Source organism: Pseudomonas sp. GW101-3H06 (assembly GCF_059424605.1).
On the sequence record NZ_JBWKZO010000001.1, the window covers coordinates 2268044 to 2283594 of the forward strand.

At 60.0% G+C, this 15551-nt stretch carries 13 protein-coding genes and 1 tRNA gene; 5 read left to right on the forward strand and 9 right to left on the reverse strand.

Features of this window, described 5'->3' with window-relative positions:
- Nucleotides 1-29 precede the first annotated feature (29 nt).
- From AC07ZE_RS10295 to antA, 4 genes are all read right to left on the reverse strand, one after another.
- Nucleotides 30-1190: an ABC transporter substrate-binding protein gene (locus tag AC07ZE_RS10295; RefSeq protein ID WP_207264012.1), complete on the reverse strand. Its 1161-nt coding sequence runs from the start codon at nucleotides 1188-1190 to the stop codon at nucleotides 30-32.
- Nucleotides 1191-1294: 104 nt separating this feature from the next.
- A complete protein-coding gene (antC, locus tag AC07ZE_RS10300; protein WP_207264014.1) occupies nucleotides 1295-2317 on the reverse strand; it encodes an anthranilate 1,2-dioxygenase electron transfer component AntC in 1023 nt (340 codons plus the stop codon).
- A gap of 19 nt (nucleotides 2318-2336) precedes the next feature.
- Nucleotides 2337-2828, reverse strand: a complete 492-nt coding sequence (gene antB / locus AC07ZE_RS10305; protein ID WP_207264015.1) for an anthranilate 1,2-dioxygenase small subunit — start codon at nucleotides 2826-2828, stop codon at nucleotides 2337-2339.
- Nucleotides 2829-2830: 2 nt separating this feature from the next.
- Nucleotides 2831-4234, reverse strand: coding sequence for an anthranilate 1,2-dioxygenase large subunit (antA, locus tag AC07ZE_RS10310; protein WP_137807470.1), 1404 nt, complete (start codon nucleotides 4232-4234; stop codon nucleotides 2831-2833).
- Between the two features lie 361 nt (nucleotides 4235-4595).
- On the opposite strand from antA, the gene AC07ZE_RS10315 reads away from it, so the two are divergent.
- From AC07ZE_RS10315 to AC07ZE_RS10325, 3 genes are all read left to right on the forward strand, one after another.
- Entirely contained in the window at nucleotides 4596-5846 is a 1251-nt protein-coding gene (locus tag AC07ZE_RS10315; RefSeq protein ID WP_207264018.1) for an OprD family porin, read from the forward strand.
- A 259-nt stretch (nucleotides 5847-6105) separates the two neighbouring features.
- On the forward strand, nucleotides 6106-7119 hold the full coding sequence (locus tag AC07ZE_RS10320) for an AraC family transcriptional regulator (protein ID WP_207264019.1): 1014 nt from the start codon (nucleotides 6106-6108) through the stop codon (nucleotides 7117-7119).
- A gap of 1 nt (nucleotide 7120) precedes the next feature.
- Nucleotides 7121-8113, forward strand: a complete 993-nt coding sequence (locus AC07ZE_RS10325; RefSeq protein ID WP_207264021.1) for an AraC family transcriptional regulator — start codon at nucleotides 7121-7123, stop codon at nucleotides 8111-8113.
- A gap of 83 nt (nucleotides 8114-8196) precedes the next feature.
- Here AC07ZE_RS10325 and AC07ZE_RS10330 read toward each other — a convergent pair.
- Nucleotides 8197-8272, reverse strand: a tRNA-Asn gene (locus tag AC07ZE_RS10330).
- Nucleotides 8273-8502: 230 nt separating this feature from the next.
- Between AC07ZE_RS10330 and AC07ZE_RS10335 the strand changes: the two genes are divergently transcribed.
- Entirely contained in the window at nucleotides 8503-8733 is a 231-nt protein-coding gene (locus AC07ZE_RS10335) for a hypothetical protein (RefSeq protein WP_207264030.1), read from the forward strand.
- Here AC07ZE_RS10335 and AC07ZE_RS10340 read toward each other — a convergent pair.
- Together AC07ZE_RS10340 and AC07ZE_RS10345 are read right to left on the reverse strand one after the other, a co-directional pair.
- Nucleotides 8730-8939, reverse strand: coding sequence for a hypothetical protein (locus tag AC07ZE_RS10340; protein WP_095196866.1), 210 nt, complete (start codon nucleotides 8937-8939; stop codon nucleotides 8730-8732). The two genes, AC07ZE_RS10335 and AC07ZE_RS10340, sit on opposite strands and share 4 nt — an antisense overlap.
- 237 nt (nucleotides 8940-9176) lie before the next feature.
- Nucleotides 9177-10373, reverse strand: coding sequence for an amino acid aminotransferase (locus AC07ZE_RS10345; RefSeq protein WP_095196865.1), 1197 nt, complete (start codon nucleotides 10371-10373; stop codon nucleotides 9177-9179).
- 351 nt (nucleotides 10374-10724) lie between these two features.
- On the opposite strand from AC07ZE_RS10345, the gene uvrB reads away from it, so the two are divergent.
- Nucleotides 10725-12740, forward strand: coding sequence for an excinuclease ABC subunit UvrB (gene uvrB, locus AC07ZE_RS10350; protein WP_207264031.1), 2016 nt, complete (start codon nucleotides 10725-10727; stop codon nucleotides 12738-12740).
- Between the two features lie 105 nt (nucleotides 12741-12845).
- On the opposite strand, the gene AC07ZE_RS10355 is transcribed toward uvrB, so the two are convergent.
- Both AC07ZE_RS10355 and AC07ZE_RS10360 read right to left on the reverse strand, forming a co-directional pair.
- Nucleotides 12846-14396: an MDR family MFS transporter gene (locus tag AC07ZE_RS10355; protein WP_095196862.1), complete on the reverse strand. Its 1551-nt coding sequence runs from the start codon at nucleotides 14394-14396 to the stop codon at nucleotides 12846-12848.
- Nucleotides 14386-15474 carry an HlyD family secretion protein gene (locus tag AC07ZE_RS10360; RefSeq protein WP_207264033.1) on the reverse strand — a complete coding sequence of 363 codons (1089 nt, stop codon included), beginning with the start codon at nucleotides 15472-15474 and terminating at the stop codon, nucleotides 14386-14388. Before AC07ZE_RS10360 ends, AC07ZE_RS10355 begins: the two co-directional genes overlap by 11 nt.
- Nucleotides 15475-15551 lie beyond the last annotated feature (77 nt).

The window sequence follows — 15551 nt, forward strand, 5'->3', positions numbered from 1 at the left end:
GCAGGGCGAGGGCAGGGTTCAGGTGCCGATCAGATCGTGCATTGAGCGGCGTAACTGTCGACGTGGCGGGTCGCCAGGGTTTTGATCGGCACTTCGACCAGCTTGCCGTCAGCGCCGGCCTGCACTTGCAGCAGGTACCAGTCGATCACCGGGTGCTGGTTTTGGGCGAAGCTGAAGTCACCGCGAATGGAATCGAACTTGACGTTCTTCATCGCCGCGCGGAAGGCCGCCTGGTCTTGCACATTGCCTTGGGAGGTTTTCAGGGCGGCGCCGATCAGCCGTGCCGTGTCGTAGGTCTGGGCGGCATACACCGTCGGGGCGCGCTTGTACTTCTCGGTGAAGGCCTTGACGAAGGCCTGGTTGGCCGGGTTGTCCGATTGCGGGTTCCACAGGGTGACGATGTTGGTGCCCTTGGCCACGTCGCCGGTGGCGGCGAGCATGCGCTCATCCATGGAGAACACCGGCACCACCATCGGGATGTGTGCTGACAGGCCTGAGCCACCGTACTGTTTGGCGAAGTTGATGCCGCCACCACCGGGGTGAAACTGGAAGATCGCATCCGGCGCCAGCGAGCGCACGCGCGCCAGTTCCACCGAGAAGTCGAGCTGGTTGAGCTTGGTGTAGATCTCGGTCACTTCGCCCTTGAAGGTGCGCTTGAAGCCAGCCAATGCGTCACGCCCGCCCTGATAGTTGGGCGCCAGGATCACCATTTTTTTGTAGCCCAGCTCATTGGCGGCGACACCGGCCATCTCGTGCGGCGTGTCGTTCTGGTAGGAGCCGACGAAGTAGTTGGCCATGCACTTTTCACCGGCCAGGGTCGAGGGCGCGGTGTTGTTGCTGACGTAGAAACCGTCCTTGGTCGCGGTGTTGATCACGGCCGCCAGTACGTTGGAAAAAATCACCCCGGTGTACAGCGATATGCCGTCCAGGCTCATGCGGTCGGCGATCTGCTTGGCCTTGGCCGGTTGCAGGCCATCATCTTCCACGATGAGTTGCACCGGCACGCCGCCGAGCTTGCCGCCTTCCTGATCGATCGCCAGCTGGAAGCCGTCGCGCGAGTCTTCGCCCAGGTAGCCGGCGGGGGTGGAGAGGGTGGTGATGAAACCGATTCGGACAGGCTCCACGGCCTGGGCAGCAGTCGCTGCGCAGAGGGAGGTTGCCAGACATGCACGCAATACCAGGTTTTTCATGAGGCGGCCTATGAAGTAGGTCGTGCCAACGCACGGGGGATATCGATGAGGGCAGTGATTCAGTGTTCGGTCGGGCCGATTGATTGTTGTTATGGGGCGCTGTGTCAGCTGTTGCTCTCGGTGAACTTCTCCAGGTAAAGGCGGCTTTGATCCAGGCCGTGCTGCTGGCGCCAGTCCTTGATCGACTCGACCATCGGCGGTGGGCCGCACAGGTACAGATCGAATGGCTGGTCACGCAACTCGGCCAACTCCAGGTGTTCGGTGATGTAGCCGGTCTTGCCCGGCCAGTCGGGGTTGGGGTTGCTGACCACAGGCGTGAAACGGAACCCCGGAATTCGTGCGGCATAGGCCTCGATGCGCGAGACCTCGCACAGGTCCGCAGCCTCGCGAACGCCGTAGTACAGGTGCACCGGGTGACCGCAGCCGTGCTGCTCGGCGATCTGCTCGAGCATGCCCAGGAACGCCGACAGCCCGGTGCCGCCCGCCACCATCACCAGCGGTCGGTCGATATGGCGCAAATAGAAGGCACCCAGCGGCGCTTCCATGTGGATCACATCGCCGACCTGGCAACGATCGCGCACGTAGTCGGTCATCACGCCGCTGGGCAGCAGGCGAATGAGAAACTGCAGGTGGCTGTTGCCTGGCGCGCAGGCAAAGGAGTACGAGCGGCGGTGCTCGGTGCCCGGTACTTGCAGGCGCGCGTACTGGCCCGGCAAGTAGTCCAGCGCCGCGCCCGCGGCACCGACTTCCACGTGCATGATGGCGGTGGTTGGCGAGACCAGTCGCACCTCGCTCACGGTGCCTTGCAGGCTGCTCGGGCCGCTGCTGCCGCAGAGGCTGGAGTCGAAGTCGAAGTAGAAGGCTGCATCCGATTGCACGCGGGTCTGGCAGGTCAGTACCTTGCGCTCGGCCAGGTCGCTGCTCGACAGGGCCTCATCGTCCACGTAGTCCTGGGTGTACTGCCCGGATTCACAGCGGCCCTGGCAGGTCGCGCAAACTCCTTCGCGGCAGTCCAACGGAATCTTGATTCCGCTGCGCAGGGCCGCGTCGAGCAGGATTTCATTGTTCTGCACGTTGCAGAAGAGTGTTTTGCCGTCGGCGAAACTGAAGGCGACCTTGTACGTCATGAGCGTTTATCCGCAGGGTTCAGAGATGGTAGAAATCGAGCACGGAGTTGATCGTGTCGTTGAGCAGCACCACGTGTTTGCGGGCGATCTTCCAGCTCTCGCCGTCGGGGCGCAGACGGTAGGTGGCGCGGCCGAAGAATTGCTCGGCGGTCTGCATGCGGTAGTACAGGGTGTGCCAGTTGACGCGCACCTCCAGCTCATCGTCCTGTAGCGGCGCGATGCGCACGTTGCTGATCAGGTGCAGGGTGCGCGGCATCGGAATGGTCGACGCCGCTTTGCCGGTGCGGATGCGGAACACCCGGTCTTCCAGTCCACCCCGGTTGGGGTAATAGATCAGCGACATGCCTTTTTTCGGATCGGTGGTGTAGACGTGCTCCGAATCCCATTGCGGCAGGTGGAATTCGCTGTCGTCGCTGAACATGGCCAGGTAGGTGTCCCAGTCCTGGGCATCGCAGGCCTCGGCATTGCGGTAAAGAAATTGCTCGACGCGGTATTGCAGTTGCGAATTCATGTTCACACCTCACGCAGTTTCAACGGTTGTTGTTCGGCCGCCTTGCGCGCCAGGCCTTCGAGCAAAAAGCGCTGCCAGTTGGCGTGCTGGTTGACGTACAGGCCTTCATGGGTGAACTCGGTGCCGGTCAGCGCCGGGGCGATGCCAATGGTTTCGCTGTTGCGGGTGGGGCCTTCGACCCACTTGCCTTCGCCGCGGGAAATGTCGCTCCAGCGTTCCAGGCGGGCCTGGAATCCACGCTGGGCTTCGCGGAACTCCACCAGGTCGTCGGGGGTGCCCATGCCGGACACGTTGAAGAAGTCTTCGAACTGGCGAATGCGGTTTTCCCGATCGGCATCTGACTCGCCGACCACGCCCAGGCAGAAGCTGTTGATCTCGGTCTTGTTCCAGGCCAGCGGGCGGATGATCCGCAGTTGCGAGCTGATCTGATCGAGGAAAAACATGCTCGGGTAGACGTTCAGGTTGCGCAGGCGGTGCATCATCCATTCGGCCTTGCCCTGGCCATGCTCCTTGACCAGGCGCGGCATGATGCTGGCGTAGCCGGGGCGCACCGCCGGGTTGGGCATATCGCTGAACAGTACGCTGTGGCCGTTGTGGAAAGCGAACCAGCCGTCGTCGGTTTCTTTGTCGCCGGCGCCCAGCTTGCTGTAGTCCAGGGTGTCGCTGGCGCTCAGGCCTTTTTCGGCGTTGACCTGCTGGCGGTGCTGCACGGTGGCCACGTAGTTGTAGTGGACGGTGCTGACGTGATAGCCGTCCAGGCCGTTTTCGTTCTGCAGTTTCCAGTTGCCGTCGTAGGTGTAGGCCGACTTGCCCGGCAGCACTTCGAGCTGACCGGTCGGTGACTGCGCCACCATCATGTCGAAGAACACCTTGGCGTCACCGAGGAAGTCTTCGAGGGTGTCGGTGCCTTCCACGTCGAGGCTGACGAACACAAAGCCGTTGTAGCTTTCGATACGGGCCTTTTTCAGGCCGCGGGTGGCCTTGTCGAAGCCTTCGGGGTATTCCCCCGGTGCCTTGACCTTCACCAGGCGACCGTCGCTTTTGTAGCACCAGGCGTGGAAGGGGCAGGTAAAGGTCGACTGGTTGCCCTTGCCGACGCGGGTGAGGGTGGTGCCGCGGTGCTGGCAGGCGTTGATCAGGGCATTGAGACGACCTTCCCCGTCGCGGGTGATGATCAGCGGCTGGCGCCCGGCACGCATCGTCATGAAGTCGTGATTATTGGCAATCTCGCTTTCGTGGCAGGCGTAGATCCAGTTCTTCTCGAAAATAAGTTCCATTTCCAGGTCGAACAGTTCCGGGTCGGTAAACATATCGCGGGCAATGCGATAAACGCCGTCTTGCGGACGGAAGTCCAGGCAACTTTCTATATAACTTTTCCACTGTTCGACACTTCGTGCAGTTGTCATATCCCAGTCCTCGGCCAATGGGCTAATTCATGGCTTCATTTAATGACGTGGTGGCTGGCAGGGTCTATCCGCTTATTAGTGGAAACCCATCCGGAAAATAAGCTCCGATCTGCGGTTGCGGGTGATGAAGCCCTTTAAATGCGGGCTTTTACTGCGCTAGGCGGCTGAGCAAATGGCTATTTGTCGTTCAGTAACGGGATAGCCGCTGATGAACTTGTTACGGCTTAATTTCAATCGAAGCACCACCAGAGTGTCTCGCTGCAGGTCACTGGAAACTGCCATTGCACATGGCCTTGGGTTTTGTACCAGAAGGGCCTTTTATTCATGCGTTGCTATATAAGCGGCAGGGGGAAGAAATAATATGTTGCATAAAGCGTGGTTAGTTCGAGGCGTTCAAACAGTGGGCTTGCTGACGCCATTGTTGGCACAGGCGGATGTGGTCAATGACAGCAAGCTGACGCTGGGTACGCGAAACTTCTACATTGATCGGGATTACAAGGAAAACAACCCACCCCATTCGCGGGTGGGCAGTTGGACTCAGGGTTTCGACCTGCGTTTCGCCTCCGGCTATACCGAAGGCCCGGTGCAGTTCGGTCTCGATGCAGAGGCGCAATATGCCTATCGACTGGACGGCGGTGGCGGGCGCGGCGATGACACGATCATCCCTTACAGCCAGAGCCGGCAGGAGCAGGCCGATGAATACGGTCGCGGTGGTGTGACGTTGAAAATGCGCTATTCGAAAACCGAGTTGAAGGTCGGTGAGCTGCGGCCGTTTCTGCCGGTGGTGATCATTGACGATTCGCGCCAACTGGTGACGACCTATCGCGGTGCCTTGCTCGAATCCAAGGAAGTCGACCGCCTGACATTGACTGCTGGGCGGCTTACGGAGATCGGTGCGCGTAATTCCTCCAACTACGAAAAACTGTATCTGCAGACCGGCTCCGGCGTGCGGCACGGCAGTGACGGCCTCAACCTCGCCGGTGCCAGCTATGCCTTGACCCCATCGCTGACCGGCACCTATTTCTACGCACAACTGGAAGACATCTACCAGCAGCACTACCTGGGCATCACCCATCTGGCCGACCTGGGCGACGGTTATGCATTGAAGACCGACCTGCGTTACTTCAACAACAGCGAAGACGGTGACGCCCTCTATGGCGACATCGACAACCGATCCTACGGCGCCATGACCTCGCTGAAAAAGGGCGGGCATCGCTTCGGCGTGGGGTACCAGCGCATGCTCGGCGACAGCAACTTCCCAACCCTGGGCGGTTACGTCCCGCAGCCGTTTCTGGTGAACTGGTCGCGGGTGGCGTTCATCAAACCCAACGAAAAATCCTGGCAACTGCGTTATGACTACGACTTTGCCGCCCTCGGCGTGCCGGGCCTGAATTTCATGACGCGTTACTTCAAGGGCACCTCGGTGGACCGTGGCGACAACCTGAGCGAGGCGGCGGAGCAGGAGCGCAACCTGGTGCTGTCTTATGTGGTGCAAAGCGGTCCGCTCAAAGGCGTGGGGGTGGAGGCCGGCAATGTCGTCGCCAAGTTCAGCCACGGTAATGACTGGGTCGAGAACCGCCTGATCACCACCTACACCTGGAAATTTTGGTAACGTCCCGCCCTGAAATCGAACGCGGTTGTGCGCTGAAGTGACGCCTTGGGTAGCGCTTTACCCTTGGCGTCGACCATTGCCGGCACCGTTGCTGTGCGCATCAGCCCCCTGCAACGCGTTCGATATCCAGATAGTTTCCGATTACTAGCCGAAAAATGCGGATATCGCCTGTTCGCACCGGCTGGGCATAGCCCTTGCAACCTCAATGAAAATACGCGCCGAAGAGCGTGTCGATGTTCATTGCCGTGGGTGTACTGACATGACCGAACCACATGTTGTCCAATTTCGAGATATCCGCATCGATCGTTATGACCTGGCCGGTGCCCGTGCGTGGATGGCCGGCATTTGCGGGCCGCACGAACTGCAGACCCGCCAGCCGAACCGGATTCAGTTTCACCACAAGGCCAATGTGTTCAAATCCATGTCCACGACCCTGGGCCGGATGGAATACGGCACCGACGTGACCATCGGCGTCGAGGATGCCGAGCACCTCAATTGCTACAGCCTCAGCCTGCCGATTCGCGGCGAGCAGGAACTGCTCAAGGACGGTCGCCGGTTGTACTCCAACCAGGACCAGGGCCTGATCGTGACACCCCATGAAACCCAGACCCTGACCATGGCCGGTGACTGTCACAAGATCTCCGTGGTGATCACCCGCATGGCCATGCGCCAGACCCTCGAAGGCATGCTGCAACGCCCGCTGGAAATGCCGCTCAAGTTCGAACCGGTGATGGACGCGGTCAACGGCGCCTCTGCCTCCTGGTGGCGGCTGGCCCGTTACTACATCGATGAGCTGGAGCGTGGTCAGGACTTGTTCAATCAGGTGTTCTTCACCCGCGATATCGAAAGCGCGCTGATTAAGGGCCTGATCCTTTCTCAACCCAACAACTACAGCGCCGAACTGCGTGAGCAACTGGCCGTCAAGTTGCCGTACTACCTGGTGCGCGCCAAGGATTTCATCGAAAGCAACGCCCGCGAAGACATGCACCTGGAAGATATCGAGGCGGCGGCAGGCGTGTCTCGCTTCAAACTGTTCGAAGGCTTTCGCAAGCACTTTGGCGTCTCGCCCATGGCTTACCTGAAAAAGTATCGCCTCGGCGCGGTGCGCCAGGAAATCCTCGAAGACGCCTCGGTGCGCAACATCTCCGTGATCGCGATGTGCTGGGGGTTCTCGCATTTGGGTCGGTTCGCCAGCGAATACCGCAAGCTGTTCAACGAAACGCCCAGTGCCACTCTGCAGCGCAGCGAAGCCCGTCGCAACCGGTCGCTATGAGATGACGGCCTTACAGTCGGCCACCGCCAACAGCGTGGGCCTGAACTTGTCGCTGATGTGCCGCGAGCCGGTCTTCACCAGCCGCTCGGCGCAAGAAACCCAGCGCCTGATGGGGCAAGCGCTGGTGGAGCATGAATTGGATTGGCCACGGGGCGGCGTCGATACGGCGTTCTATCGCGGCCAGGTCGCCAGCTGCGAGCTTTATGCGTTGCGTTATGGTGGCCAGGTCGAAATCCGGCCGCAACCTTTCGAAGATTTCGTGCTGGTACAGATGCCACTGCGCGGCAGCGCCACCCTTGAATCCGACGGCATGGGCTATGGCGTGAGCCCCGGAGAAGTGGCGATTCTGTCCCCGCGTGAACAAGCTCGCGTGGTATGGGAGGAGGGCTGTGAGCAACTGATCCTGAAACTGCCACGCACCTTGCTCGACGCGGGCCAGAGTGCCCTGGCCGATGACTTGCCATCGGGCTTCACGCTGGCGCCGGTCAGCCGCCTGCAGCGACCGCTGGCGATGCGCTGGTTTCGTCTGGTCAGCGAGTTGCTGGAGCATTTGCCTGACGGCGAGGCAAGCGCGGCGCCTTCGCGTTGGTTGCAGCATGTGGAGCAAAGTCTGCCGCTGTTTCTGCTCAGCCATTGTGGTGCTGCGCAACAAGAATCGTCTTTGCGCCAACCCACCCGCCAACTGCAAAAAATCGACGCCTGTATGCGCGAACACCTGGCCCAGGGCATCACCCTGGCTGAACTGGCGGGTGCCGCCGGAGTGAGCATTCGCAGTTTGAACACGTTATGCCAGCGCGAATACGGCCAAAGCCCGATGGACCGCCTGCGCGGTTTACGGCTTGAAGCTGCTCGGGAGTTCTTGCTGGCGCGGCCGCACTCCAGTGTGACTGAGGTGGCGTTGGAGTTCGGATTTGGGCATGTTGGGCGGTTTGCCAATTACTATCGGCAGCGGTTTGGAGAGTTGCCCCGGCAGACGGTGAAGTCTCAGGTGTAAGCAGGAAACGCCAAAACGAAAAAACCCGCCATAAGGCGGGTTTTTGTTGGTCGCAGACTTGAAAGCCTTCTGCGAACCTTGTCTGGCTCCACGACCTGGACTCGAACCAGGGACCCAGTGATTAACAGTCACTTGCTCTACCAACTGAGCTATCGCGGAATGGCGCCTATGTTACTGATTCAAAAAGAGAAGTCAAGCATCGGATAGCAAGTTGACGGATTCAATGGGACGGACGGTGGTTTATCGATGATTGTCGGTTACCAGAATCGCTTCAGAGGTCTACCATGACCGCCCGGAAGTGGTTACACGCGCTGCCGGCCATTCGCCGAAAAGGTACGCGCCATGACTCGCTTGACCACAACAACACCTCTAATCGATGAGGTGTTCGCATGAGCATCGCTCAGATCAGCCTGCCCAAAGGTGTCGGCCCGCACGCTGAGAAGCTGTTCGACGCCATCACTCAGGCTGGCTCCGCTGAAGAATTGAACCGCGCGGGTGGCAAGGCCGAAGGCTTTGTCCTGGGCCTGGAAAGCACCAAGGCGATCAAGAGTCAGGTTGCTGAATCGCTCTATGTCGCGTTTGACGATGCTGCCAGCCAGCGCGCGAGCGAACTGGCCTAACCACCAAAGGTAATCGTGCCCATCATCAGCTTGGCGTAAAGCGCCGTGGCGCCCAGTTGCACCAGCCACAGAGCCAAACCGCCGAGAAACACGCCGGCAGCGACTTGCATCACCAGGTTGTTGCCGCGTTTGGCCGGGGTACGGGGGATGAAGTCATCCAGGTCGTCGCGGTCATCGCGCTCAGCGCGTAGGTCATCGATTTTCATTTTGGTACTCGTCAGAATTCAGGGTGTACACAAATCCAATGTGGGAGCGAGCCTGCTCGCGAAGGCGATAGTCAATTCAACGCATCATCGACTGGACTGACGCCTTCGCGAGCAGGCTCGCTCCCACAGTTGATCTGCGTAGAGTTTAGAGGGCTTGGTGGGTGGTTTGAGAATTTTCTGGAGCCTATAAAAAACGGGAAGCCATTTGGCTTCCCGTTTTGCGCATCACGGCGCGGTTCAGATCACCTGAACGATCGCATCCGTCACGACCTTGATGTTGCTCTGGTTCAACGCTGCCACGCAGATACGACCGGTGTCCAGGGCATAGATACCGAACTCGTTGCGCAGGCGGTGAACCTGTTCAACGCTCAGGCCGGAATAGGAGAACATGCCGCGCTGGCGACCGACGAAGCTGAAATCGCGCTGCGGTGCGTTTTTCGCCAGCAGGTCGACCATCTGGGTGCGCATGCCACGAATGCGCAGGCGCATTTCGGCCAGTTCAGCTTCCCACTGGGCGCGCAGTTCCGGGCTGTTCAGTACGGCAGCGACGATGCTTGCACCGTGGGTCGGCGGGTTGGAGTAGTTGGTGCGGATCACGCGTTTGACTTGCGACAGCACGCGCGCGCTTTCTTCTTTGGATTCGCTGACGATCGACAGGGCGCCAACGCGCTCGCCATACAGCGAGAAGGATTTGGAGAACGAGCTGGAAACGAAGAAGGTCAGGCCCGACTCGGCGAACAGGCGCACGGCGGCGGCGTCTTCGTCGATACCATCGCCAAAGCCCTGGTAGGCCATGTCGAGGAACGGCACGTGACCTTTGGCCTTCACGGCTTGCAGAACGTTTTTCCAATCCGCCGGGCTCAAGTCGACACCCGTCGGGTTGTGGCAGCAGGCGTGCAGCACAACGATCGAGCCGTCAGGCAGGGCGTTCAAGTCTTCCAGCAGGCCGGCGCGGTTCACATCGTGGGTCGCGGCGTCGTAGTAACGGTAGTTCTGCACCGGGAAACCAGCGGTTTCGAACAGTGCGCGGTGGTTTTCCCAGCTCGGGTCACTGATCGCCACGACAGCGTTCGGCAGCAGTTGCTTGAGGAAGTCAGCTCCGATCTTCAGTGCGCCGGTACCGCCAACGGCCTGGGTGGTGATGACGCGGCCAGCAGCGATCAGCGGCGAATCATTGCCAAACAGCAGTTTTTGCACGGCCTGGTCGTAAGCAGCAATGCCGTCGATCGGCAGGTAGCCACGGGAAGCGTGTTGAGCGACGCGAATCGTCTCGGCTTCGACAACGGCGCGCAGGAGTGGAATTCGCCCCTCCTCGTTGCAGTAAACACCGACCCCCAGATTGACTTTGTCAGTACGGGTATCGGCGTTGAATGCTTCGTTGAGGCCCAGGATTGGATCGCGTGGTGCCATTTCGACAGCGGAGAACAGGCTCATTTTTGCGGCGGCTCTGAATGGAGAGTGGAGGGACGTGTCGCGCTCCAGCCGAATGCACTAGAGCGGTGCACAAACGGGGAGCTAGTATAGAGGCCATCTGCGATTGATGGCGACAGACGATTCGGCTTTTGCGGTAAGTTTTTCCTATTATTTTTCGACCGTTAGTCGATTGGCTGCGTCAAAGACTTCGTGGGATGTAGGACGTTTGCCTTGAAAGCACAGGCAATCGGCACCACATTGAGCACAATCCAGTTTTTTCCTCGGGCGACGTTCGTCGTTTGCGGCCATTCTTGTTCCTGCCGGTTTGCCCGCGCAGGCGCGATTCCTTGCTCCGAGAACCGAGAGGTATGCATGTCTGAATTCCAGCTAGTCACCCGCTTCGAGCCTGCCGGCGATCAGCCGGAAGCCATCCGCCTGATGGTCGAGGGCATCGAAGCCGGGCTGGCGCACCAGACGCTGCTCGGTGTGACCGGCTCGGGCAAGACCTTCAGCATCGCCAACGTGATCGCGCAAGTGCAGCGTCCAACCCTGGTGCTGGCACCGAACAAGACCCTGGCGGCGCAGTTGTACGGCGAGTTCAAGGCGTTCTTCCCGAACAACGCCGTGGAGTATTTCGTTTCCTACTACGACTACTACCAGCCCGAAGCCTATGTCCCGTCTTCCGACACCTTCATCGAGAAAGACGCCTCGATCAACGATCATATCGAGCAGATGCGCCTGTCCGCGACCAAGGCATTGCTGGAGCGCAAGGACGCGATCATCGTCACCACGGTGTCGTGCATCTACGGTTTGGGCAGCCCGGAAACCTATTTGAAGATGGTGTTGCACGTCGATCGCGGCGACAAGCTCGATCAGCGTGAGTTGCTGAGGCGCCTGGCCGACCTGCAGTACACCCGTAACGACATGGAATTCGCGCGTGCAACCTTCCGTGTGCGCGGCGATGTGATTGATATCCACCCGGCGGAATCCGATTTTGAAGCGATCCGCATCGAGCTGTTCGATGACGAAGTGGAAAGCCTGTCAGCGTTCGATCCGTTGACCGGCGAAGTCATCCGCAAGCTGCCGCGCTTCACCTTCTACCCGAAAAGCCACTACGTGACGCCGCGGGAAACCCTGATGGGCGCGGTCGAAGGGATCAAGGTCGAGTTACAGGAACGTCTGGAATACCTGCGCTCCAACAACAAACTGGTGGAAGCCCAGCGTCTGGAGCAGCGCACCCGTTTCGACCTGGAGATGATCCTCGAACTGGGCTATTGCAACGGCATCGAAAACTACTCGCGCTACCTGTCCGGCCGTGAAGCCGGGGCGCCGCCACCGACCCTTTATGACTATTTGCCGGCGGACGCCTTGCTGGTGATCGATGAATCCCACGTCAGCGTGCCGCAGGTCGGTGCCATGTATAAAGGTGACCGTTCGCGCAAAGAGACCTTGGTGGAGTACGGCTTCCGCCTGCCATCGGCGCTGGATAACCGACCGATGCGTTTCGACGAATGGGAAAGCATCAGCCCGCAGACGATTTTCGTCTCGGCGACCCCGGGTAACTATGAAGCCGAGCACGCCGGTCGAGTGGTTGAACAAGTGGTGCGTCCGACCGGCCTGGTTGACCCGCAAGTGGAGATCCGCCCGGCGCTGACCCAGGTCGACGACCTGCTCTCGGAAATCAGCAAGCGGGTGGCGGTCGAGGAGCGGGTGCTGGTCACCACGCTGACCAAGCGCATGGCCGAAGACTTGACCGATTACCTGGCTGACCACGGTGTGCGTGTGCGTTACCTGCACTCGGACATCGACACCGTCGAGCGGGTGGAAATCATCCGCGATCTGCGCCTCGGCACTTTCGATGTGCTGGTAGGGATTAACTTGCTGCGCGAAGGCCTGGATATGCCGGAAGTGTCGCTGGTGGCCATCCTTGATGCGGATAAGGAAGGCTTCCTGCGTTCCGAGCGCTCGCTGATCCAGACCATCGGCCGCGCGGCGCGTAACCTCAACGGTCGGGCGATTCTCTATGCCGATCGCATCACCGGCTCCATGGAGCGGGCGATGGGTGAAACCGAGCGCCGGCGCGACAAGCAGATCGCCTTCAACCTGGCCAACGGCATCACGCCCAAAGGGGTGTTCAAGGACGTTGCCGACATCATGGAAGGCGCCACCGTGCCGGGTTCGCGCAGCAAGAAGCGCAAGGGCATGGCCAAGGCTGCCGAGGAAAACGCCCGGTACGAAGCCGAGTTGCGCTCGCCGGGCGAGATCGCCAAACGCATCAAGGCCCTGGAAGAGAAGATGTACCAACTCGCCCGTGACCTGGAGTTTGAAGCCGCGGCGCAGATGCGTGATGAGATAGCCAAGTTGCGGGAGCGGTTGATCACGGTTTGAGATTTGCGGTGTCTGTGATGTCCTCTTCGCGAGCGTGCTCGCTCCCACAGGGATCACATTGGACCTTGTGGGAGCGAGCCTGCTCGCGAAAGGGGCACCTCGGTCTTAGTGTGCTTCCCCGGCTTTCAGTCCGGCCGGCAATGTCTTGGTCAACAACACCGCCAACATACTGATCCCCAGCGCAATCCCGACAAAATGAAACGCATCGTTGTACGCCATGATCGACGCCTGTTGGTGGGCGATCTCGCTGAGTTTGCCCAGCGCTGCCGTTTCACTGCCCAGTTTATCGGTCAATGTCGCCAGGCGCTCGGCCACCTGCGGATTGCTCGGCACAATGGACTCGCGCAAATAATCGAAGTAGGTCTTGGTTCGCGCATCCAGCAACGTGGCAAGCAGGGCGATACCGATGGCGCCTCCGAGGTTGCGCAGGATGTTGAACAGGCTCGACGCCGAGCCCGCATCCTGAGGCAGGATGTAGGCGGTGGCGATCAACGAGATAGTGACCATGATCAGTGGCTGACCCAGCGCGCGGATGATCTGGATCTGGTTGAACTGCGGGCCGGCGAAGTCCGGGTTCAAGACCCCCGAGGAAAAACTCGCCAGGCCGAACAGGCCGAAGCCAATCGTGCACAGCCATTTGGGCGAGACAACCTTCATCAACTTGGGCACCAGCGGAATCAGGAACAACTGCGGCACGCCCATCCACATGATCACTTCGCCGATCTGCAGGGCGTTGTAGTTCTGGATTTGCGCCAGATACAGCGGTAGCAGATAGATCGAGCCATACAGGCCGACACCCATCCCGACACTGGAAATGCTCGACAGACCGAAGTTGCGATTGCCGAGGATGCCGAGGTTGATCAGCGGATTGGGCTTGGAAAACTGCACGATCACGAAGGTAATCAGGCTGACCAGCGCGATACTGCCGAGGGCCACGATCAGATTGGATTCGAGCCAGTCCTTGCGATGGCCTTCCTCCAGAAATACCTGCAGGCAGCCCAGGCCCACGCCGAGGGTGACTATCCCGGTGTAGTCGGTGCTTTTCAGCAGTTCCCAGTGTGCTTCCTTCTTCTCCAGGCCATACATCAGGCCGGCGATCATGAGCAGGCCGGGCGGTATGTTGATGTAGAAAATGTATTCCCAGCCCCAGTTTTCCGTCAGCCAGCCGCCGAGGGTCGGGCCGATGGACGGGGCGAAGGTGGCGGTCATGGCGAACATGGCCATGCCTTTGGCGCGGTGATGCTCGGGCAGTTTGATCAGGGTCAGGGTAAACGCCAGCGGAATCAACGCGCCGCCGGTAAAGCCCTGCAAGGCGCGAAAGACGATCATGCTCTCCAGGCTCCATGCCATTGAACACAGCAGCGAGGCGACGAGAAAACCGAGGGACACCCACACCGCCAGGCGCCGCGCCGACAGCAGCTGCACCAGCCAGGCAGTCAGCGGGATCATGATGATTTCCGCCACCAGGTACGAGGTGGAAATCCATGAGCCTTCTTCCAGGGTCGCCGACAGCGCGCCCTGAATATCCTTGAGCGATGAATTGGTGATCTGGATGTCGAGCACCGCCATGAACGCGCCGAGCATCACGCTCATCACCGCAATCCAGTCCCGCCGCGTCGGTTCCCCGACCGGACGGATCAGTTGATCACCGGCCATCGCCAGCGGCGTCTTTAATGCTCACATGGGCAGTGACCTCGTCAGGGGTGTCCTTGATATTCACTTTGACGGTGACCGACATGCCTGGGCGGATCTTGCCGCGCAAGGGGTTGTCGGCGGCGAAGGTCAGTTTTACCGGAATCCGTTGTACGACTTTGGTGAAGTTGCCCGTGGCATTGTCCGGCGGCAACAGGCTGAACTGCGCGCCCGAGGCGGCGAACAGGCTGTCGACCCGGGCTTCAATCGGCGTGTCGCCATAGGCATCGAAAGTCAATTCCGCTTTTTGGCCGGGCTGCATATGGCCAATCTGGGTTTCCTTGAAGTTGGCCTGAATCCAGATGTCTTCATCGGGAACGATCGACAGCAGATAGGCGCCGGCCTGCACGTACTGGCCATTGCGCGCGGCGCGCTGACCGATCAGGCCACTGATGGGCGCGTGAATTTCGCTGCGCGTGAGGTTCAACTCGGCCTGGGCCTGATCGGCCCTGGCGTTGGCGATCTGCGCGTCGAGGCGCTTGATCTCGGCGCTCAGCGCGTTCACTTGCTGTCGCTGGCTTTGGGCATCCGCCTGGGCCTTGGTCAGTTGCGAGCGGGCAATGTGGTTGTCGGCGGAGAGGGTGGTCACCCGTTCCTCCGAGACATAGCCGGGCTTGCGCAAGGTCTGGGCGCGGGACAGGTCGATCTGCGAGCGACCCAGGCTGGCCTGGCTGGATGCGACTTGCGCTTCGCTGGCCGCAATCAGGCTGGCCTGCTGGGTGAGTTTGCTCTGGGCTTGCAGGCGCTCGGCCTGGCGGGTGGCGAGGGTGGCGTTGGCGCGGTCGACGGCGAGGCGGAAATCATCGCCTTCAAGCCTGATCAGTAATTGGCCTTTCTCGACGTGCTGGTTGTCTTGCACCAGCACCTGATCGATGCGCGCGCCCAACTGGCTCGACACACGGGTGATCTCGCCCTGGACATACGCGTTGTCAGTGCTTTCATAGAAACGTCCCTTGAGGAACCAATGGGCAAAAAAGCCCCCGGCAACCAGCAGGACAATCAACAGGAAACCAAACAGGCGACGCTTGAGTTGGGCAGGCATGGGGCTGACTGTAGTCGAGAAATTGCAAGGAAAGTTATCAGCGGGTGAATCTGGCATACAGCCGATAAACGGTAAAT